Consider the following 20,477-nt stretch of genomic DNA (forward strand, 5'->3'; position numbering starts at 1 on the left):
ACCTTGTTCAGAGAATGACGGCGGGAAGAGCGTGAACGATAAGCACTGGCATCGGATTAGCAAAGGAGCTTTACCCGTGCTTTACCTTCGGCTGACGTTGGTCAGGGAGTGCACTTTAAATGAAAACGGCCTGGAACGTTGTCCAGGCCGTTACCGGGTGTAACCCGCAGGGGCCGCTTTGCGGCCCTTTCGCCGGCAAGCCGGCGCCCACAGGGTTATGTGATCGCCTGTGGGAGCCGGCTTGCCGGCGATGGGCAGCGCAGCAGCCCCAACAACACTTACTTCAGTACAGCCAGCGCCGCGTCGTAGTTCGGCTCGTCGGCGATCTCGCCAACCAGCTCGGAGTGCAGCACCTTGTCGTTTTCATCCAGCACCACCACGGCGCGGGCGGCCAGGCCGGCCAGCGGGCCGTCGGCGATGGCCACGCCGTAGTTTTCCAGGAACTCGCGGCCACGCAGGGTCGACAGGTTCTTCACGTTCTCCAGGCCTTCGGCGCCGCAGAAGCGGGCCTGGGCGAATGGCAGGTCGGCGGAGATGCACAGCACCACGGTGTTGGCCACGTCGTTGGCCTGGGCGTTGAACTTGCGCACCGAGGTGGCGCAGGTCGGGGTGTCGACGCTTGGGAAGATGTTCAGCACCTTGCGCTTGCCGGCGAAGTCTTTCAGCGAAGTGTCAGCCAGGTTGCCGGCAACCAGCGAGAAGGCAGGCGCCTGGGCGCCGACTTGCGGCAGATTACCGCTGACCTGAACCGGGCCGCCTTTGAGAGTCACTTGAGCCATGGGGAAATCATCCTTAGTACGGGGTTGGTAAAAGACCCCGAGTTAAGCATGAAGCCGCGCAAGTGCCTATAAGCAAACATGAAACTGTTCTATTGCCAGACAATTTCTGTGGACAAAAAAATGTCCGGGTGGCGACAACCAACCCGGACATTTCTTATTGCAAGCGGTCGATTCAGCCGATCAGGCCATACACCACCGAGGTCAGGGCCACCAGGCCGATGACAACCACGAACAGGTTCGACAGCGCGCCGCTGTACTTGCGCATCGACGGCACGCGACGGATGGCGTACATCGGCATCAGGAACAGCAGCACGGCGATGATCGGGCCACCGAGGGACTCGATCATGCCGAGGATGCTCGGGTTGAGGGTGGCGACGATCCAGCACACCACCAGCATCAGAGCGGCGACCATGCGGTCCAGGGCCTTGGCGCCCGGGCGCAGGCCGGTCTTGACGATCATGCCCTTGAGGCCTTCGCTGGCACCGATGTAGTGGCCCAGGAACGACTTGGCGATGGCGATGAACGCGATCAGCGGCGCGGCAAAGGCGATGGTCGGCTGGTCGAAGTGGTTGGCCAGGTACGACAGGATCGACAGGTTCTGCGCCTTGGCTTCGGCCAGCTGGGCGCTGCTCAGGGTCAGCACGCAGCTGAACACGAAGAACAGCACCATCAGCACCATCAGCAGGTGGGCGCGGCGCAGGATCTGGCCGCTGCGCTCGTCGGCATGGTCACCGTAGCGGCGCTTCTGGTCGACGGCGAAGGCCGAGATGATCGGCGAGTGGTTGAACGAGAACACCATCACCGGAATGGCCAGCCACACGGTGTGCAGGAAGGCAGAACCCGACGGTACTTGCGACGCGGTGTCCAGGATACCGCCGGTCCAGTGCGGCACCAGGTACAGGGCCAGCAGCGCCAGGGCGACGATGAACGGGTAGACCAGCAGGCTCATGACCTTGACCGTGGCCTGTTCACCGCAACGCACGATCGCCAGCAGGCCGAGGATCAGCACGAACGACAGGATCGCCCGCGGCGGCGGCGCGATGTGCAGCTGGTGCTCCATGAAGCTGCTGACGGTGTTGGTCAGGGCCACGCTGTAGATCAGCAGGATCGGGAAGATGGCGAAGAAGTACAGCACGGTGATCAGCGCACCGGCCTTGATGCCGAAGTGCTCTTCCACGACCTGGGTGATGTCGCCGCCGCTACGCCCGGACAGCACGAAACGGGTCAGGCCGCGGTGGGCGAAGTAAGTCATGGGGAACGCCAGCGCCGCGAGGATCAGCAGCGGCCAGAAGCCGCCGAGGCCGGCGTTGATCGGCAAGAACAGGGTTCCGGCGCCGATGGCTGTGCCGAACAGGCCCAGCATCCAGGTGGTGTCGTGACGCGACCAGCTGCCAAGGGTGGCGGGGGTCGATTCTGCAAAGCGTTGTTCAACGCTTGGGGCCTGCTCATTCATTCCGGGTGAAGCTCCACTCGCAAGACTGCAACAGGCTGAGAATGGCGAAATAGACGTTTCGCCCAACTCAACCGGGGAAGAGGGGCGCGATTGTGCATGCAAAGGTTGCACTTGGGGAAGCCCCGTCCGAGGGACGGTTGCACTTGTCTGTACAAGAGGCCCGGTTTTGCGAGGGTGAAAGCATCGCGGGGCAAGCCCGCTCCCACGCCACCCCTTGCAACGAGGTTTGGCGTGGGAGCGGGCTTGCCCCGCGATTAGGCCGATTCGCTCAGCCCTTGTGCACCGCCGCAAACGCCTCAGCCACCTGGCGCAGGTTGGCCGGACGCAGCCCGGACATGCACACCCGACCGCTGTCGATCAGATACACGCCGAACTCGTCACGCAGGCGACGCACCTGCTCGACGCTGAAGCCGGTGTAGCTGAACATGCCGCGCTGGCGCAGGAAGAACTGGAAGTCCTGGCCCGGCAGCAGCTTGCCGAGCAGGTCGACCAGGCCTTGGCGCATGTCGAGGATACGCTTGCGCATCACTTCCACTTCCGCCACCCACTGGGCATTGAGCGCGTCATCGCCGAGCACGCCGGCCACCAGCTGGGCGCCGAACGCAGGCGGGCTGGAGTAGTTGCGGCGCACCGTGGCCTTGAGCTGGCCGAGCACGCTGACCGCGGTGGCGGCGTCGTCACAGACCACCGACAGGCCCCCTACCCGCTCGCCGTACAGCGAGAAGATTTTCGAGAACGAGTTACTGACCAGGCACGGCACGCCGGCACGGGCCATTTCGCGGATGGCGTAGGCATCCTCGACCAGGCCTTCGCCGAAGCCCTGGTAGGCGATGTCGAGGAACGGGATCAGCTGGCGTGCCTTGACCACTTCGACCACTTGCTGCCACTGGTGCTGGTCCAGGTCGACGCCGGTGGGGTTGTGGCAGCACGGGTGCAGCAGCACCACGCTGTTGGCCGGCAGGGTCTGCAGGGTCGCGAGCATGCCGGCGAAGTCGACGCCACGGCTGGCCGAATCGAAGTACGGGTAGGTATGCACCTTGAAGCCCGCGCCTTCGAAGATCGCCCGGTGGTTGTCCCAGGTCGGGTTGCTGACCCAGACTTCCGAGCCTGGGAAGTAGCGCTTGAGGAAGTCGGCGCCGACTTTCAGCGCGCCGGAACCGCCCACGGTCTGCACGGTGGCCACACGGCCATCGGTCACAGCCGGGTGATCGCTGCCGAACAGCAGCGCCTGGATCGCCTGGCGATAGGCAGCCAGACCTTCCATCGGCAGGTACAGCGACGCTTCATGGGGCTGGCCGGCCAGGCGTTTCTCGACTTCACCCACCGCCGCCAGCTGCGGCACCACGCCGGCTTCGTCGTAGTACAGGCCGATACTCAGGTTGACCTTGTCGGCGCGCGGGTCGGCCTTGAAGGTTTCCATCAGCGAGAGGATCGGGTCGCCGGCATAGGCATCGACATGTTTGAACACAGCGTGCAGCTCCTTGGAAATCAGGACAGTTCAGAAAAGGCTGCAGCGAGGATACCCGCAGACAGGCGTCAGGAACATCACTGATGTGCAAGGGGCTGGATGCGCCGTTGCACACACTGGCCCCTGTGGGAGCGGGTTTACCCGCGAAGATGACACCGCGATGCATGGCACGGGCTACGCCCGTGATCGCGGGCAAGCCCGCTCCCACAGGGATCGCGCCAGCTTGGAAAATTCCGTTTCAGCCAGCCAGTTCCTTCAAACCGGCCAACTCCTGCTCGGTCAACGCCACCCCTTCCCTGCCCGCCACTTCACGCTCGCGATAGCGACGCTCCCCCGGCATGCGCGACAGCCCCACCGCCTGCATCTGCTCCACCAGCTCACGGCTTCGCTGGGCAAAACGCTCCCCTTCGGCCTTGCTCGGGTCGATCACGATGATCAGTTGCCCGGTCCACGGCGTCTTCGCCCCCGGGTGCCCGGACCAGTCGAACTCCCAGGAGAAGTGGCCGCCGGTCAGCGCCGCCGCCAGCAACTCGACCATCATCGACAGCGCCGAGCCCTTGTGCCCGCCGAATGGCAGCAGCGCGCCACCTTCGAGAATGGCCTTCGGATCGGTGGTGGGCTGCCCGCCGGCATCCACGCCCATGCCTTCAGGCAATTGCTGGCCGGCACGGGCGGCGATCTGCACGTCACCGTGGGCCATGGCGCTGGTGGCCATGTCGAACACGATCGGATCGTGCCCGGCGCACGGCGCGGCAAAAGCGATGGGGTTAGTGCCGAACAACGGCTTGCGCGCACCGTGGGGCACCACGCAGGTCATGCTGTTGACCACGCTCAGGGCCACCAGGCCTTCATCGGCGAACGGCTCGACATCCGGCCACAGGGCGGCGAAGTGGTGCGAATTGTGGATCGCCAGCACGGCGATACCGGCGCTGCGGGCCTTCTCCACCAGCAGCGCGCGCGCCGCCGCCAGGGCCGGCTGGGCAAAACCGCCGCCGGCATCGACCCGCACATAGCCCGACGCCACGTCGGTCACCTGCGGCACGGCCGTGCCATCCACCCAGCCGCTGGCCAGGGTCGAGACGTAACCGGGAATACGGAACACACCATGGCTGTGGGCGCCATCGCGCTGGGCGCTGGCGCAGTTATGGGCCAGCACGGCAGCCACCGCTGCGCTGCAGCCATGGCGTTGGAGGATCGTTTGCAACAGCGCCTGCAGCTCGGCAAAGGGCACGCGCACGGCAGGGCTGGTGGACGGTGCGGACATCTGAAGCTCCTTTCTTGGTATTGGAATGGCTACAGCGCAACGCCCTGACTTTCCCGTGAATGACAGCTATCTGTCAAATATTGACTTGATGACAGAAAACAGCCATTTTCTTCTCCACGCCAGAAATCAGCCGGAGCGCTACATGAGCCAATCGATCAAGCAACGCCTGGAAAGCAGCCTCGACAGCGCTGCCGCCTCTGGCCGCAAGATCGCCAGCTACATGCTCGCCAACCTGCACGAGCTGCCGTTCCAGACTTCGGCGAGCATCGCCGCCAAGCTCGACGTCAGCGAATCGAGTGTCGGCCGCTTCTGTCGTGCGCTGGGCTACGCCCACCTCAAGGCGCTCAAGCAGGACTTGCAGAACGACCTCGGTGATGGCCCCTGGCTGGTGGGTGATCGCCTGCAGGAGTTTCGCCAGCAACCCGAAGACGGCCGCGAACACGCCGGCAGCCTGGAGCTGGAAATGGCCGCCCTGGTCCGTGTGCACGAATACAGCCGCAGCGAGGCCTGGCGCCAGGTAGCCCGCCGCCTGGCCAATAAACCCCAGGTGTTCATCGCCGGCTTCCAGACCGAACGCGGCATTGCCCTGTGCATGACCCACCTGCTGCAGTACCTGCGCAATGGCGTGCACTGCGTGGATGGCAGCGCCGGCCACTTCGGCGAGGTGCTGCTGGGCAAGCCCGAGGACCTCACCCTGGTGGTGTTCGAAGCCCGCCGCTACTCGCGTCACGCCCTGCAGTTGTGCCAAAAGGCCCGCGCCCTGGGCATCCCAGTGACGCTGGTCACCGACACCTTCTGTGACTGGGCCGATGCCAACGCCGACGAGGTGTTCCGCATCCCCACCGAATTCAATCTGTTCTGGGACTCCACGGCGGCGATGCTGTCGTGGGTGCACCTGATGGTCAACGAGGTCTGCAAGAAGCTCGGGCCGGATGTTGAAAAACGCTTGGAAGCAACTGCCGCTCTACATAACGAGTTCGTCGGCTACACCTCGTGGCCGGCGGGCAAACAACAATAGCAAGAGTGTTGGTACAGAGGTGCGAGATGAAAAGATCCATGGCTGTGGTGGGTGCGTGCGCCCTGCTGCTGGCGGGTGCCGCCAGCGCCGAAACCCTGCGCTTTGCCACCGAAGGCGCCTACCCGCCCTTCAACTATGTCGATGCCGATAACAAGCTGCATGGCTTCGATATCGACATCACCCACGCCCTGTGCGAGCAGATGAAGGTCGAGTGCACCCTGGTGGCACAGGACTGGGAAGGCATCATCCCGGCCCTGATGGCACGCAAGTACGACGCCGTGGTGGCGTCGATGATCGACACCGAAGAACGACGCAAGAAGATCGCCTTCACCGACCACTACTACCGCACCCCGCTGACCGTGGCCGTGGCCAAGGACAGCAAGATCACCGACGCGCAGACCGACTTCGTCGGCTACACCGTCGGCGCCCAGTCCTCCTCCACCCAGGCGATCTACGCCGAAGACGTGTACGGCAAGGCCGGCGCCGACGTGAAGCTGTACCCGACCATGGACGAAGCCAACGCCGACCTTGCCGCCGGGCGCCTGGACGGGGTGATCGCCGACAAGTTCCCGCTGCACGAGTGGCTGGACAAGAACGGCCAGGACTGCTGCAAGATCCTCGGCGACGTCAAGGACACCAAGGCCGATGCGGCAATTGCCGTGCGCAAGGACGACGAGGCGCTGCGCACACGGTTGAATGCGGCCCTGGCGGCGATCGTGGCCAATGGCACGTACCAGAAGATCGCCAGCAAGTACTTTGCCTTCGATATCTATAACTGATGTGGCGTTGAGAGCAGCTTGGGGCGGTTCATGCATCTGCTGACTGCCCCGGCCCTATCGCTGGCAAGCCAGCTCCCACAGGGATAAGCACACACTCTGTGGGAGCTGGCTTGCCAGCGATAGGGCCAGCCGGAGCAACTCCACAGTCGAGGATGCCCCGCAAGCCAAACCCAACCGAACTGGGGACTCCACCCATGCTCGATCAACTGTCTCTACTGTCCTTCGCCAGCGGCGGCTGGGGTCAGGCGCTGCTGGCCGGCGCCCTGGTGACCGTGTCGCTGGCCCTCGCCTGCCTGCCCGTCGGCCTGCCGCTGGGGCTGCTGGTGGCCCTGGCCGCACGTTCGCGCAAACGCCTGCCACGGGCCTGGGCCACCACCTTCTCCACGGTGTTCCGCGGCCTGCCCGAACTGCTCACCCTGCTGATCATCTACTACGGCTGCCAGATCGCCGCGCAGAAGATCCTCGCCGCCCTGGGCTACCCGGGCGAGGTGCTGATCAACACCTTCCTCGCCGCCATGGTCGCCTTCAGCCTGGTGTTCGCCGCGTTTTCCAGCGAAATCTGGCTGATGGCCTTCAAGACCCTGCCCAAGGGCCAGCTGGAGGCCTGCTCGGCCCTGGGCCTGAGCAAGCGCACCGGGTTCTTCAAGGTGGTGCTGCCGCAGCTCACGCGCATCGCCCTGCCGGGGCTTTCGAACAACTGGCTGAGCCTGCTCAAGGACACCTCGCTGGTGTCGACCATCTCGCTGATCGACCTGATGCGCCAGACCAACCTGGCGGTCAGCGTGACCAAGGAGCCGATGTTCTTCTACGGCGTGGCCTGCTTGATCTACCTGCTGTTCTCGGCAGTCTCGGGCCGGGTCTTCGCCTTGCTTGAAAAACGCAGCAACCGCCACCTGCAAGGAGCCCGCACATGAGCCTCGAACAACTGCTGGCCTACGTGCTCGACCCAGACCTGCTGGAGCGCTACGGCCCTCGCTTCGTCGACGGCCTGCTGGTCACCGCCAAGCTGGTGGCCATCTCGTTCACCCTGGGCGCACTGCTGGGTATGCTGCTGGCCCTGGCGCGGATGTCGCGCAACCTCGTGCTGCAGCGCCTGGCCGCCGGCTACGTGTACTTCTTCCGCGGCTCGCCACTGCTGGCCCAGCTGTTCCTGCTGTACTACGGGCTGGGCTCGCTCAAGGGTTTCTGGCAGGACGTCGGGCTGTGGTGGTTCTTCCGCGAGGCATGGTACTGCGCCCTGCTCGCCTTCACCCTGAACACCGCGGCCTACCAGGCGGAGATCTTCCGCGCCAGCCTGCTGGCCATCGCCCCGGGGCAGTACGAGGCGGCCAAGGCGCTCAACCTCAAGCGCTCGACCACCTTCTTCAAGGTGATCCTGCCGCAATCGCTGCTGGTGGCCATCGGCCCGCTGGGCAACGAGCTGATCATGATGATCAAGGCCAGCGCCATCGCCTCGCTGGTGACCATCTTCGACCTGATGGGGGTGACCAAGCTGGCCTTCTCGCGCAGCTTCGACTTCCAGATCTACCTGTGGGCGGCGGTGCTCTACCTGCTGATCGTCGAGATCGTCCGGCGCACCCTGAAACACCTGGAGGCCCGCCTGGGCCGCCACCTGAACTGATTGAAGGATACGTTCCATGCATTGCCAAACCATCGTTCTGGGCGCCGGTATCGTCGGCGTCAGCACCGCGCTGCACCTGCAGGCGCGCGGCCGCCAGGTGATCCTCATCGACCGCGACGAGCCGGGCAGCGGCACCAGCCACGGCAACGCCGGGCTGATCGAGCGCTCCAGCGTGATCCCCTATGCCTTCCCCCGGCAGTTCGGCGCGCTGCTGCGCTACGGCCTCAATCGCCAGCCCGACGTGCGCTACAGCCTGCTGCACCTGCCCAAGGCCGCGCCCTGGCTGCTGCGCTACTGGCAGCAATCGGCGCCGGGCCGCGTGGCCGAAGCCGCGGCGGACATGCTGCCGCTGGTGCAACGCTGCGTCGAGGAACACGACGCCCTGATCGAGGCCGCCGGGCTGCAAGGCCTGGTGCAGGCCAAGGGCTGGATCGAGGTATACCGCGACAGCGCGCTGTTCGAGCAGGCCAAGCAGGATGTGCTGGGCCTGGCGCGCTATGGCCTGAAATACGAATTCCTCGACCGTGGGCAACTGCAAGCCCGCGAGCAGGGGCTCGACGGCGGCGTGGTCGGCGGCATCCACTGGCTCGACCCGAAGACCGTGAGCAACCCCGGCGGCCTCACCCGTGGCTATGCCGCCCTGTTCGTCCAACGTGGCGGCCAGTTCCTGCATGGCGACGCCCGCACCCTGCAACGCAGCGAAGGCGGCTGGCAGGTCGATACCCAGCGCGGCGCGGTCACTGCCGACGAAGTAGTGGCCTGCCTCGGCCCGCAATCCGCAGAGCTCTATGAGCGCCTGGGTTACCACTTCCCGCTGGGGATCAAGCGCGGCTACCACATGCACTACGGCACCCGCGACGGCGCCGAACTACAGCATTCGGTCTGCGACACCCAGGGCGGCTACGTACTGGCGCCGATGGCCCGCGGCGTGCGCCTGACCACCGGCATCGAGTTCGCCGCCAGCGACGCCCCCGGCAACGAGATCCAGCTGCGCCGCTGCGAAGCCCTGGCGCGCAAACTGTTCCCGGCCCTGGGTGAACGCCTGGACGACAAGCCCTGGCTGGGCCGCCGCCCGTGCCTGCCGGACATGCGCCCGGTGATCGGCCCGGCACCTCGGCACCAGGGCCTGTGGTTCAACTTCGGCCACGCCCACCACGGCCTCACCCTGGGCCCGGTCAGCGGCCGCCTGCTGGCCGAGCTGATGACCGGCGAACGCCCTTTCACCGACCCTGCGCCCTATAGCGCCGCACGCTTCGACTGAACCCTGAGCGGGAGAACAATAACGATGTCCGCACCTTCCAGTCTTGCCAGCCTTGCCACTCCACAACCCACGCCCGACCTGCGCCCGGAGCTGATCCGCATCGAGGGATTGAACAAGCACTACGGCGCGTTTCACGTGCTGCACGATATCGACCTGTCGGTGCGCGAAGGCGAGCGCATCGTGCTGTGCGGCCCGTCGGGCTCGGGTAAATCGACGCTGATCCGCTGCATCAACCGCCTGGAGATCGCCCAGCAGGGCAGTATCCAGGTGGCCGGCATCGACGTGGCCGGCACCGACCGCAAAGCCACCCAGATCCGCAGCGAAATCGGCATGGTGTTCCAGCACTTCAACCTGTTCCCGCACATGAGCGTGCTCGACAACTGCCTGCTGGCGCCCACCAGCGTGCGCGGCCTGTCGCGCAAGGACGCCGAGGAACGGGCGCGCATGTACCTGGCCAAGGTCGGCATCGAAAACCAGGCGCACAAGTACCCCAGCCAGCTCTCCGGCGGCCAGCAACAGCGCGTGGCCATCGCCCGGGCGCTGTGCATGAAGCCGCGGATCATACTGTTCGACGAACCCACCTCGGCGCTCGACCCAGAGATGGTCGCCGAGGTGCTGGACGTGCTGGTGCAGCTGGCCGGCACCGGCATGACCATGCTCTGCGTCACCCACGAAATGGGCTTCGCCCGCCAGGTGGCCGAGCGCGTGCTGTTCCTTGAAGGCGGGCAGATCATCGAGGACAGCCCGCCCGAGCTGTTCTTCGGCCAGCCACGCACGGCCCGGGCGCAGGCGTTCCTCAAGCAGATCCTGCACTGAGCCCGTTGGCGCGGGGCAAGCCCGCGCCGCTTACTGGCCGGCCGGCGTGAGTTGTTTGAGGCGCTCGCTGGCCGGCGCCGGGCGCCCGTACAGGTAGCCCTGGAAGTGCGAGCAACCTTCGGCCATCAGCCGCTGCATCTGTTCCTCCGACTCCACCCCTTCGGCCGTGGTCTTGATCATCAGGCTGTTGGACAGCTCGGTGATGGCGCGGATGATCGACATCGCCTCGCGGCTGTCGCACATGTCGTGGACGAACGACTTGTCGATCTTGATCCGGTCGAACGGGAACGAGCGCAGGTAACCCAGCGACGAGTAGCCGGTGCCGAAGTCGTCGAGGGAGATCGACACCCCCAGGTCCTTCAGTGCCCTTAAGGTGCGCACGTTTTCCTCGCTGTTGCCCAGCAGCACCGACTCGGTGATCTCCAGCTCCAGGCGCGTGGCCGGCAGCCCCGAGTCGGCCAGGGCCAGGGCCACGGTGTGGACCAGGTTGGCATTCTTGAACTGCACCGGCGACAGGTTGACCGAAACCGTCTGCTCGGTGCCCCAGCTTGCCGCTTCCTGGCAGGCCAGGTTGAGCGCGCGAACACCGAGTTCGTGGATCAACCCGGTCTCTTCGGCAATCGGAATGAAGTCCATGGGCATGATCATGCCGCGCACCGGGTGCTCCCAGCGCAGCAGCGCCTCGTAGCCGGTGACGCTGTTGCTCTGCTGGTCGACCACGGCCTGGTAGTGCAGTTGCAGCTGGCCCAGGTGCAGGGCCGTGCGCAGGTCGGTCTCCACCAGGCGCCGCTGGCGGGCAGCCACGTCCAGCTCGACATGGAAGCTCTCGAAACGGTTGCGGCCGTTGCGCTTGGCTTCGTACAGGGCCATGTCGGCGTAACCGAGCAGTTGTTCGGCGTTGTCGTGATCGTCCGGCGCGATCGCCACGCCGATGCTCACCCCCACGCTGAACTGGTGGCCTTCGATATGGAACGGCGGGCTGATTGCATCGATCAGGCGCTGCGCGGTGTTGCGCGCGGCCTCGCGGTTATCCAGGCCGACCAGCACCACGGCAAACTCGTCACCGCCGAGGCGCGCCAGGGTGTCGTGCTCGCGCAGCTCGCGGCGCAGGCGCTTGCCGAGGGCACGCAGTAACTTGTCGCCGAAGGCGTGGCCGAGGGTGTCGTTGATGTTCTTGAAGTTGTCCAGGTCCAGGCACAGGGTGGCGGTCAGCTTGCCGCTGTCCTCGCCGCGCAGCAGGGCCTGCTTGAGCCGTTCATGGAACAGCGTGCGGTTGGGCAGCCCGGTCAGCGCGTCATGGTGGGCCATGTGGTGAATCTGGGCGTGGGCGGCCAGTTCCTCGGTGGCATCCTCGGCCACGTACAGCACGTAGTCGCCCTGCCCGGCGCGGCCCTCGCAGCGCAGGGTGCGGCTGCGCAGGGTACGCGGGCCACTGGCGGTGTCGACGCGGGTTTCGGCGACATAGCCCTTGCTGCTGCGCGCGCCGCGGGCCAGTTGCTGCTCCAGGTACTCCGCCGCCTCCGGGGCCAGGCCCTGCCCGGGCAACTGGCCGACCAGGCTGACGCCCTGGCCACCGAACAGGCGCTCGGCCTGGGGGTTGGCCAGCAGGATCTGCTCGCTTGCCAAGTCCTGCACGATGACACTGGCCGGGATATTGCCGATCACCGAGTCGAGGAACTGCGACAGGGTGGTCATCTCCTGGCTGTATTGCTCGGCCAGCTCCTTGGCCTTGAGCAGTTCCAGCTCCTGCTGGCGGCGCTCGGACATATCGCGGGTGATCTTGGCAAAACCGATCAACTGGCCGCTGCCTTCGTCGACGATCGGCTCGATCACCACGCTGGTCCAGAAGTGCGAACCGTCCTTGCGCTGGCGCAAGCCGTCTGCCTGGAAGCGCCCGGCTTCCAGGGCGGTTGCCAGGCTCAGGGCCGGCAGGCCGGCATCGCGGTCGGCGTCGGTGTAGAACACCGAGAAATGCTGGCCAACGATTTCCTCGGCATGGTAGCCCTTGGCCCGCTGCGCCCCCGGATTCCAACTGGCGACGACACCCTCGGGGGTCAGCAGGTAGATGGCGTAGTCGACCACGCTCTGGATCAACAGGCGGGACAGGGTCTCTGGGCTTGCAGCTAGCGGCATGGGATTTACCTGAGCAAGGAAGCTTCCGGACTTCGCGTCAGACCAGTCCGAAAATACGAATTACTGGCATTATGCCGCCAGACGAACGGTTTTTGTGAAGTGCGTCACAAAAAAATCGCGCGTATTCAATGGCGGTACGGTGTGACCAGAAAATTGCGCAGCTGCGGGTCATCGTCCAACGCGATCTCGCGTACCGGGCGCGACAGGTCGGCCAGCACGGCCTGGCAGAAGCTCATGGCCGGGGCATCCCCGGCATAGCAACGCAGCAGCCAGTCGACCCGGCCGTCGCTCAGCAACTGCAGGGCCACGGCGCGGCCTACGCCCTGGCGCCGATAGCGCTTGAGGATGAACAGGTCGGCCAGCTCCAGTGCATCGATGCCCGGCAGCTCGCTGCGCTCGACCAGCACGAAGCCGGCGATGAAGCCATCCACCAGGACCAGGTGGGCGGCCCAGTCGGGGGACTGCCAATAGCGCTCGAAGTGCGGTTCGTGGAGGTAGAAGCGCCCGTCCACCTCGACATCCTCCTGCTCCCAATCGGACGATTCGTAGGCATAGAACTGGTAGAGGTTGCGCACCAGATCGGCCTGCTCGGGGCCGGTCTGGAGCAGTTCGATGGGGGTGGGCATCAAGGGCGCTCGGGCAGTGAGGAAGCGCGATTCTAGCGCCAAGCTGGCAACTGCACAGTACCCTGTGGCAGCAACTTTCTTGTGTTGCTCGCGTCGGCCTCATCGCCGGCAAGCCGGCTCCCACATCAATCGCGCCATCCTCAAGGCCAGCGCTGCACCTGTGGGAGCCGGCTTGCCGGCGATGAGGCCAGTGAGCCACTAACTCAGCGCCGCCACCGCATCGATTTCCACCAGCATGCCGTCCAGCGCCAGCCGCGGTACCGGGATCAAGGTGCAGGTCGGGGTCATGCTGCCATCCCAGGCGCGGGTCGCTGCGGCCACCCATTGCTGCAACCGGGTTTCGCTGTGGTCCACCACCAGCAGGGTGAGTTTGAACACGTCCTGCAGGCTGGCACCTTTGGAGGCCAGGGCGATCTTCAGGTTGATCAGCGCCTGACGCACCTGCGCGTCGAACTGTGGCGACAGCGCGCCATCCAGGCCCTCGCCGCCCTGCCCGGCCACATACACCAGGCGACTGCCGGCGCGTACTTCGGCGACATGGGAATAGGCGTTGGCGCTGGGGTCGTAGAGGCCTTCGGGGTTGGACAGGGTAAAAGCCTTTGGTTGGGGCATGGGCACGCTCCATCGTGGGAAGAGCGGGCGAGTATCAGACCTCAGGTTTGGTTGAGGTCAAGCAGGGGCGCGACTCTGTTTATGGACAGTGAAGGCTGCGAGGTGTCCGGCGGAGGTTTTGCAGCGCCTATGAGATCGAGCGCCGCCCGCGCGGCGCTTCGCGGGTAAACCCGCTCCCACAGTTTGTTTCGGGCCAGTCTTTCCTGTGCCATCACCTGGTCTGCCTTGTTGGTACGACGCGGTTTCAGTGTGGGCGTTGCCGCCGCCCCGCATGACTCGAGGCAGGCACCAGGGCAGGCGCCGGTACTTTCACAGGAATAATTGGCCCGAAACAAACTGTGGGAGCGGGTTCACCCGCGAAGCGCCGCGCGGGCGGCGCTCGATCTGATAGGCGCTGCAAACCTGTCGCCTTACACCTGGCTGCCCAAACACCATTCCAAGACATGCACCTGGCTGCCCACCCACCATTCCATGACATACACCCCGCGCCCACCCCCAGTTGTCTTTACCCGCCACACCCCGCACACTCACTGCCGCCAGCCAGGAAGCGGAGTCCGCAGTGCCCACGCCACGCCAGTTCAGCAAGAAAACCAGCACCAGCAACATGCTGCGGCTCAAGACCAGCGACGGCAGCGCCCAGCGGCCTTACCGAGTCGACTTTGTCCTGCTCGAACATTTCTCCATGGCCAGCTTCACCGTGGCCATGGACGTGCTGGTCACCGCCAACCTGCTGCGGGCCGACAGTTTTGCCTTCACCCCCCTGTCGCTGGGCGGCGGCGACCGGGTGCTCAGCGACCTGGGCCTGGAGCTGGTGGCCAGCCCGCTGGTACCGACCGACCTGCACGACCTCGACCTGCTGGTGATCTGCGGCGGCCTGCGCACCCCGCTCAAATACCCGACCCTCGACCGCCTGCTCGGCGACTGCGCCGCCCACGGCATGACCCTGGGCGGGCTGTGGAACGGCGCCTGGTTCCTCGGCCGCGCCGGGGTGCTCGACGACTACGGTTGCAGTGTTCACCCCGAGCAGCGCGCCAGCCTCAGCGAATGCAGCCCGCAAACCCGCATCACCCCGGCCAGCTTCACCCTCGACCGTGACCGCCTCAGCGCCGCCAGCCCCAACGGCGCCATGGAACTGATGCTCGGCCTGGTCCGCCGGCTGTACGGCGATGCCCTGGCCGAGGGCGTGGAAGAGATCCTGTCGTTCTCCGGGGCGCGCTATCGCCAGGTTGGCCCGGGGGCGAAAAAGTCCATGAGCCTGCACCTGCGCACCATCGTCGAGCTGATGGAAAACAACCTCGAGGAAACCCTGAGCCTCGACCAACTTGCGGCCTACTCCGGGCGCTCCCGGCGGCAGATCGACCGGTTGTTCCAGGCCCAGCTCGGCACCTCGCCACGGCGCTACTACATGGAGCTGCGCATCACCAAGAGCCGGCGCTTGCTGCAATATTCCGACCTTTCGGTGATGGAAGTGGCGGTGGCTTGCGGGTTTGTCTCGGTGTCGCACTTCAGCAAGTGCTATGCGGCGTACTTTGGCTACCCACCATCACGCGAGCAGCGCTTGGGCGAGTAAGCCGCTAGCCCGGCTCATCGAGCAGTTGCCTTATGACACGCTCCTGCCCGTCGTAATCGCCCTCGCCGAAATGCACATGCCGCACCTGCCCCTTGCGATCGACAAAGTAGTGCGCGGGCCAGAACTGGTTACCCCAGGCATTCCAGATCCGATAGTCATTGTCCACCGCCACCGGATAGCCGATATCCAACCGCTTGACCTGCTCGCGCAGGCTGGCGAGATCGTGCTCGTAGTCGTACTCCGGCGTGTGCACCCCGACCACCACCAGCCCCTGGTCGGCATAGCGCCGCGCCCAGTCGTTGACGTGGGGCAGGCTGCGCCGGCAGTTGATGCAGTCGTAGGTCCAGAAATCCACCAGCACCACCTTGCCCTTGAGCTGTTGCCCCTCCAGCGGTGGTGAGTTCAGCCACTGCTCGGCGCCGGCCAGCGACGGCATCGGGCCGTAGTTGTCGCGTGCCAGCAGGTGGCCAGCCAGCCCCAGCCCGACCAGGGCCAGGGCCACGCCGCCGGCCTTGAGCAGGCGACGTTTGCTCCCTTTACCGCGCGGATCAGTTGTCATGGCAGCTGCTGGTGGCATAGGTGCGGTACTCGACGCTTTGCGGCTTGCCGTGGGAATCGAGGTAGTCCATGCGGGTGTTGACCAGGCCACAGCCAGTGCGCTGGTCATCTTTTACCGACAGGACTTTCTTGATGTCCAGATGGTCCCCGTAGCGATACTGCATCACGCTGCTGTCGTTCATCGAGGTGCTGCTGGCCTGGGCGGTGATGGCACCCAGGCCAAGGATGGCGAACAGGGCAGCGCTGGTAAAAGTCTTGAGGGTCATGGCATCTCTCCTGGTGCAGCTTCTTGGGTGGGGAGGCGTTGCTCCCCGGTCGAGAGCCATTTCAACGCTGCCAGGTATCGCGCTTGTGTCCTGCGAGGCACCGAAGTGCCTGCGCATGTATCTGCAGCCGCGCCAGATACACTGCAATACAAACCGCCGCAGGCAAGGCCGAACGCGCTCTGTACACTGCGCCCACACCCAACACAAGGACACCTCCGATGGAACACGTCGATCACATCCTGGTCGTTGACGACGACCGCGAGATCCGCGAGCTGGTCGGCAACTACCTGAAGAAGAACGGCCTGCGCACCAGCATCGTCGCCGATGGCCGGCAGATGCGCGCCTTCCTGGAGAACAACGCCGTCGACCTGATCGTCCTCGACATCATGATGCCCGGGGACGACGGCCTGCTGCTGTGCCGCGAGCTGCGCGCCGGCAAGCACCGCAACACGCCGGTGCTGATGCTGACCGCGCGCAACGATGAAACCGATCGCATCATCGGCCTGGAAATGGGCGCCGACGACTACCTGACCAAGCCCTTCTCCGCCCGCGAGTTGCTGGCGCGGATCAACGCCGTGCTGCGCCGCACGCGCATGCTGCCGCCCAACCTGACCATCAGCGAAAGCAGCCGACTGATCGCTTTCGGCCCCTGGCGCCTGGACACCACCTCGCGTCACCTGCTGGACGCCGAAGGGACCCTGGTGGCGCTGTCCGGCGCCGAATACCGGCTGCTGCGGGTATTCCTCGACCACCCGCAACGGGTGCTCAGCCGCGAACAACTGCTCAACCTCACCCAAGGCCGCGAGGCCGACATCTTCGACCGCTCCATCGACCTGCTGGTCAGCCGCCTGCGCCAGCGCCTGGGCGACGACGCCCGCGAGCCTACCTGCATCAAGACCGTGCGCAGCGAGGGCTATGTGTTCTCGCTGCCGGTGCAACTGCTGGAGTCGCCTGCATGAAATGGCCGCGCACCCTCGCCTCGCGCCTGGCGCTGATCTTCTTCACCGGGCTGGTGCTGGCCTACGGCCTGTCGTTCAGCCTGCAGGCGTATGAGCGCTACGTCAGCAGCCGCTCGATGATGCTCAGCAACCTGGAGCTGGACGTGTCCACCTCGGTGGCCATCCTCGACCGCCTGCCCGCCGCCGAGCGCCCGGCCTGGTTGCCGCGCCTGGAGCGGCGCACCTACCGCTACCGCCTCGACGGCGGGCTGCCCGGCGAGGCCATGCCCAGTGCCGAAGCGCCCATGGCCGCCGAGTCGATCGTCAAGGCCATCGGTGATCGCTATCAGTTGACCTTCCTCGAGATCCCCGGCCCCAACGCGCACTTCCAGGCCCACCTGCGCCTGGCCGACGGCGCGCCATTGACCATCGACGTGACCCCGGCGCCGGTGCCGGTGGCCACCTGGCTGCCGGTGGTGCTGCTGATCCAGCTGCTGGTGCTGCTGCTCTGCACCTGGCTGGCCGTACGCCTGGCCATCGGCCCGCTGACCCGCCTGGTGCAGGCGGTGGACAACCTCGACCCGAACCACCCCGGCCCGCTGCTGGACGAAAGCGGCCCGCGCGAGGTGCGCTACGCCGCCGTCGCCTTCAATGCCCTGCAGGCGCGTATCGCGGCCTACCTCAAGGAACGCATGCAGCTGCTTGCGGCGATCTCCCACGACCTGCAAACGCCGATCACCCGCATGAAATTGCGGGTCGAACAGATGGACGACGGGCTGGAAAAGGACAAATTGTGGCACGACCTCGATGCCATGGAGCATCTGGTGCGCGAAGGCGTGGCCTACGCCCGCAGCATGGACAGCGGCACTGAGGCACCGTGCAAGGTCAACCTGGATGCCTTCCTCGACAGCCTGGTGTTCGACTACCAGGACAGCGGCGCCCGGGTTGAGCGCCGTGGCAGCACCCAGGCCACCCTGCAGGCGCGGCCCCACGCCCTGCGCCGGGTGCTGGTCAACCTGGTGGACAACGCCCTGAAATTTGCCGGTGCCGCCCAGCTTGAAGTCGACCATGAGGGCGGCGTGACGCTGATCCGGGTACTCGACGACGGCCCGGGCATCCCTGCGGCGGAGCTCGATGAAGTGCTCAAGCCGTTCTACCGGGTCGAGGGGTCGCGCAATCGCAGCACCGGCGGCACCGGACTGGGCCTGGCCATCGCCCATCAGCTGACCCAGGCCATGGGCGGCAGCCTGACCTTGCGCAACCGCGCAGAAGGCGGGCTGTGCGCGCAGATCGAGCTGCGCTGAGCGGTTCGCCCGGCCTCGGGGCACAACTACCTTGGATTGCTTGCACTGGCCTCATCGCTGGCAAGCCAGCTCCCACAGGGTTAACGCATGGCGCGGGCTGATGCGGTCGGCGTGGGAGCCGGCTTGCCGGCGATGAGGCCATAAAGGCAAAGCGGATCTACAAACCGATACACAACCCCCAACCCGCCGACACACTGCAGATACCCCACCCGCACACACTCCCGGCCACCACAGAGCGACGGCACCCCGCCGTCGTCGCACACCCCGGGAAACCCATCGATGAAAGCCTTGCCGCTGGCATTCGCCCTGATGTTCGCCGCCGTCCCCCTCAAGCTCATCGCCAAGGCAGCCCTGCCACTGCGCCGCCCGGCCACGTCCCACTGATCCCAAGGAGTCCTGCCATGTTGACGCACACCCTGACCCGCCCGTTCACCGCCCTCGATCGCATCGGCAGCTGGGGCGCCGACGTGCCGCTTCGGCTATTCCTGGCCTGGGAGTTCTTCGAATCGGGGCTGGAAAAATTCAACGGCGCCAACTGGTTCGCCGACTTGCAAGGGAGCTTCCCGTTCCCCTTCGACCTGCTGCCGGCGAGCCTGAACTGGCAATTGTCGATGTGGGCCGAGCTGCTTTGCCCGCTGCTTCTGCTGTTGGGCCTGGGCACGCGACTGGCCAGCGCGGTGCTGGCGGTGGTGACGCTGGTGGCGATTGCCGCCGTGCATTGGCCGACCGAGTGGTCAAGCCTTGCCGAGCTGGCCCAGGGCTATGCAATCAGCGACCAGGGGCATGGCAACTTCAAGTTGCCGCTGATCTACCTGGTGGCACTGCTGCCGTTGCTGCTCAAAGGTTCGGGGCGCCTGAGCCTGGACCACTGGCTGTGGCGTCAGGCCTGAACTCACAAAAAAGGGCCCACGCTCGGTGAGCGTGGGCCCTGATGCCGGTCAGTCAAGCCAATTGGGGCCGCTTTGCGGCCCTTCGCGGGTAAACCCGCTCCCACAGGATTGCGCAAAGCCTCAAGCTGGCGCGAAACCTGTGGGAGCGGGTTTACCCGCGAAGGGCTGCAAAGCAGCCCCATCACCGACGATGAAACGTTACCTGACGGGACCAGCTTCGACCCCGCCCATCTGGCCGAAGCGCCCGGCCTGGAAGTCGTCGAACGACTCGGCGATCTGGGCCTGGCTGTTCATCACGAACGGGCCGTAACCTACGATCGGCTCGTCGATCGGCTCGCCGCTGAGCAGCAGCACGCTGACGTCCTCCAGCGCGTCGATGCGCAGCCCTTCGCCGTCACGCTCGAACAACACCAGGCTGGCCGGGCCGGCCTCGCGCTCGCCGTTGACCCGCAGCGTGCCGCGCAACACCACCAGTGCCGCGTTGCGCCCGCTGGCAACCGGCAACTGCAGGCTGGCGCCGGCCTTCAGGCGCAGGTCCCACACATCCATGTCGGTGAAGGTGCGGGCCGGGCCCTGGTGCTCGAGGTAGCGGCCGGCGATCACCCGCAGGCTGCCCGCCTCGCCCTTCAGCGCCACCACCGGGATGTCGCTGGCCAGCAGGGTCTGGTAGCCGGCGGCGGCGCGCTTGTCCTTGGCCGGCAGGTTGACCCACAACTGCACCATCTCCAGGGTGCCGCCACGCTTGGCAAAGGCCGGCGAGTGGAACTCCTCGTGAATGATGCCGCCCGCGGCGGTCATCCACTGCACGTCACCCGGTCCGATCAGGCCACCGGCGCCGGTGGAATCGCGGTGCTCCAGCTCGCCCTGATAGACGATGGTCACCGTTTCGAAACCGCGGTGCGGGTGCTGGCCGACGCCACGGCGGGCACTGGTGGGGGCGAAATCATGGGGACCGGCGTAGTCCAGCAGCAGGAACGGGCTGATATGCCGGGCCAGATGATCGTAGGTGAACAGGCTGCGTACCGGGAAACCGTCACCCACCCAGTGGGCGTGGGGGCTGCGGTGGATACCCTGGATCTTTTTCATGAGAAACCTCCTCTCGTGGATGAACACCACCTTAC

General features: G+C 65.7%; 20 protein-coding genes. 10 read left to right on the forward strand and 10 right to left on the reverse strand.

Going from position 1 to position 20,477, the window contains the following annotated elements; translation table 11 throughout:
* Positions 1 to 278 precede the first annotated feature (278 nt).
* From tpx to EJA05_RS14740, 4 genes are all read right to left on the reverse strand, one after another.
* Positions 279 to 779, reverse strand: coding sequence for a thiol peroxidase (tpx, locus tag EJA05_RS14720; RefSeq protein WP_125464238.1), 501 nt, complete (start codon positions 777 to 779; stop codon positions 279 to 281).
* Positions 780 to 951: 172 nt separating this feature from the next.
* Positions 952 to 2,232 (reverse strand): serine/threonine transporter, encoded by a 1,281-nt coding sequence (locus tag EJA05_RS14725; protein WP_125464239.1) that lies wholly within the window; start codon positions 2,230 to 2,232, stop codon positions 952 to 954.
* 268 nt (positions 2,233 to 2,500) lie between these two features.
* The gene (locus tag EJA05_RS14730; protein WP_125858812.1) at positions 2,501 to 3,700 is read right to left on the reverse strand and encodes an amino acid aminotransferase; all 1,200 of its coding nucleotides are present in this window, start codon (positions 3,698 to 3,700) and stop codon (positions 2,501 to 2,503) included.
* A gap of 238 nt (positions 3,701 to 3,938) precedes the next feature.
* Positions 3,939 to 4,964: an Ldh family oxidoreductase gene (locus EJA05_RS14740; RefSeq protein ID WP_125858813.1), complete on the reverse strand. Its 1,026-nt coding sequence runs from the start codon at positions 4,962 to 4,964 to the stop codon at positions 3,939 to 3,941.
* Positions 4,965 to 5,106: 142 nt separating this feature from the next.
* Between EJA05_RS14740 and EJA05_RS14745 the strand changes: the two genes are divergently transcribed.
* The 6 genes from EJA05_RS14745 (at position 5,107) to EJA05_RS14770 (ending at position 10,459) form a co-directional block, all read left to right on the forward strand.
* Positions 5,107 to 5,982, forward strand: a complete 876-nt coding sequence (locus tag EJA05_RS14745) for a MurR/RpiR family transcriptional regulator (RefSeq protein ID WP_125464242.1) — start codon at positions 5,107 to 5,109, stop codon at positions 5,980 to 5,982.
* Positions 5,983 to 6,008: 26 nt separating this feature from the next.
* Positions 6,009 to 6,761 carry a transporter substrate-binding domain-containing protein gene (locus EJA05_RS14750; RefSeq protein ID WP_125858814.1) on the forward strand — a complete coding sequence of 251 codons (753 nt, stop codon included), beginning with the start codon at positions 6,009 to 6,011 and terminating at the stop codon, positions 6,759 to 6,761.
* Positions 6,762 to 6,955: 194 nt separating this feature from the next.
* Positions 6,956 to 7,675, forward strand: a complete 720-nt coding sequence (locus EJA05_RS14755; RefSeq protein ID WP_125464244.1) for an ABC transporter permease — start codon at positions 6,956 to 6,958, stop codon at positions 7,673 to 7,675.
* Positions 7,672 to 8,382 carry an ABC transporter permease gene (locus EJA05_RS14760; protein ID WP_125464245.1) on the forward strand — a complete coding sequence of 237 codons (711 nt, stop codon included), beginning with the start codon at positions 7,672 to 7,674 and terminating at the stop codon, positions 8,380 to 8,382. The genes EJA05_RS14755 and EJA05_RS14760 overlap by 4 nt, the downstream gene beginning before the upstream one ends.
* Before the next feature lie 16 nt (positions 8,383 to 8,398).
* Positions 8,399 to 9,643, forward strand: coding sequence for an NAD(P)/FAD-dependent oxidoreductase (locus EJA05_RS14765; protein WP_125464246.1), 1,245 nt, complete (start codon positions 8,399 to 8,401; stop codon positions 9,641 to 9,643).
* A gap of 24 nt (positions 9,644 to 9,667) precedes the next feature.
* Positions 9,668 to 10,459 carry an amino acid ABC transporter ATP-binding protein gene (locus tag EJA05_RS14770; protein WP_125858815.1) on the forward strand — a complete coding sequence of 264 codons (792 nt, stop codon included), beginning with the start codon at positions 9,668 to 9,670 and terminating at the stop codon, positions 10,457 to 10,459.
* Between the two features lie 30 nt (positions 10,460 to 10,489).
* Here EJA05_RS14770 and EJA05_RS14775 read toward each other — a convergent pair whose 3' ends face one another.
* The 3 genes from EJA05_RS14775 to EJA05_RS14790 form a co-directional block, all read right to left on the reverse strand.
* A complete protein-coding gene (locus EJA05_RS14775) occupies positions 10,490 to 12,592 on the reverse strand; it encodes a putative bifunctional diguanylate cyclase/phosphodiesterase (RefSeq protein WP_125858816.1) in 2,103 nt (700 codons plus the stop codon).
* Between the two features lie 125 nt (positions 12,593 to 12,717).
* A complete protein-coding gene (locus EJA05_RS14780; protein WP_125858817.1) occupies positions 12,718 to 13,218 on the reverse strand; it encodes a GNAT family N-acetyltransferase in 501 nt (166 codons plus the stop codon).
* Between the two features lie 198 nt (positions 13,219 to 13,416).
* Complete coding sequence (locus EJA05_RS14790; protein WP_125858818.1) at positions 13,417 to 13,830, reverse strand: RidA family protein; 414 nt, start codon at positions 13,828 to 13,830, stop codon at positions 13,417 to 13,419.
* A gap of 559 nt (positions 13,831 to 14,389) precedes the next feature.
* On the opposite strand from EJA05_RS14790, the gene EJA05_RS14795 reads away from it, so the two are divergent.
* Positions 14,390 to 15,400, forward strand: a complete 1,011-nt coding sequence (locus EJA05_RS14795; RefSeq protein ID WP_125858819.1) for a GlxA family transcriptional regulator — start codon at positions 14,390 to 14,392, stop codon at positions 15,398 to 15,400.
* A gap of 4 nt (positions 15,401 to 15,404) precedes the next feature.
* On the opposite strand, the gene EJA05_RS14800 is transcribed toward EJA05_RS14795, so the two are convergent.
* Together EJA05_RS14800 and EJA05_RS14805 are read right to left on the reverse strand one after the other, a co-directional pair.
* On the reverse strand, positions 15,405 to 15,959 hold the full coding sequence (locus EJA05_RS14800) for a thioredoxin family protein (RefSeq protein WP_223811824.1): 555 nt from the start codon (positions 15,957 to 15,959) through the stop codon (positions 15,405 to 15,407).
* Entirely contained in the window at positions 15,949 to 16,224 is a 276-nt protein-coding gene (locus EJA05_RS14805; RefSeq protein ID WP_125858820.1) for a DUF2790 domain-containing protein, read from the reverse strand. The genes EJA05_RS14800 and EJA05_RS14805 overlap by 11 nt, the downstream gene beginning before the upstream one ends.
* Before the next feature lie 218 nt (positions 16,225 to 16,442).
* Between EJA05_RS14805 and EJA05_RS14810 the strand changes: the two genes are divergently transcribed.
* The 3 genes from EJA05_RS14810 (at position 16,443) to EJA05_RS14820 (ending at position 19,356) form a co-directional block, all read left to right on the forward strand.
* Positions 16,443 to 17,183: a response regulator gene (locus EJA05_RS14810; protein ID WP_110994426.1), complete on the forward strand. Its 741-nt coding sequence runs from the start codon at positions 16,443 to 16,445 to the stop codon at positions 17,181 to 17,183.
* Positions 17,180 to 18,466, forward strand: coding sequence for a sensor histidine kinase (locus tag EJA05_RS14815; protein ID WP_125858821.1), 1,287 nt, complete (start codon positions 17,180 to 17,182; stop codon positions 18,464 to 18,466). The genes EJA05_RS14810 and EJA05_RS14815 overlap by 4 nt, the downstream gene beginning before the upstream one ends.
* 401 nt (positions 18,467 to 18,867) lie before the next feature.
* The gene (locus tag EJA05_RS14820; RefSeq protein WP_125858822.1) at positions 18,868 to 19,356 is read left to right on the forward strand and encodes an HvfX family Cu-binding RiPP maturation protein; all 489 of its coding nucleotides are present in this window, start codon (positions 18,868 to 18,870) and stop codon (positions 19,354 to 19,356) included.
* Positions 19,357 to 19,554: 198 nt separating this feature from the next.
* Here the strand turns inward: EJA05_RS14820 and EJA05_RS14825 are convergent, their stop codons facing one another.
* Entirely contained in the window at positions 19,555 to 20,442 is an 888-nt protein-coding gene (locus EJA05_RS14825; protein WP_125858823.1) for a pirin family protein, read from the reverse strand.
* Between the last annotated feature and the right edge of the window lie 35 nt (positions 20,443 to 20,477).

Source organism: Pseudomonas oryziphila, from assembly GCF_003940825.1.
In the GTDB taxonomy this organism is placed as follows: domain Bacteria; phylum Pseudomonadota; class Gammaproteobacteria; order Pseudomonadales; family Pseudomonadaceae; genus Aquipseudomonas; species Aquipseudomonas sichuanensis.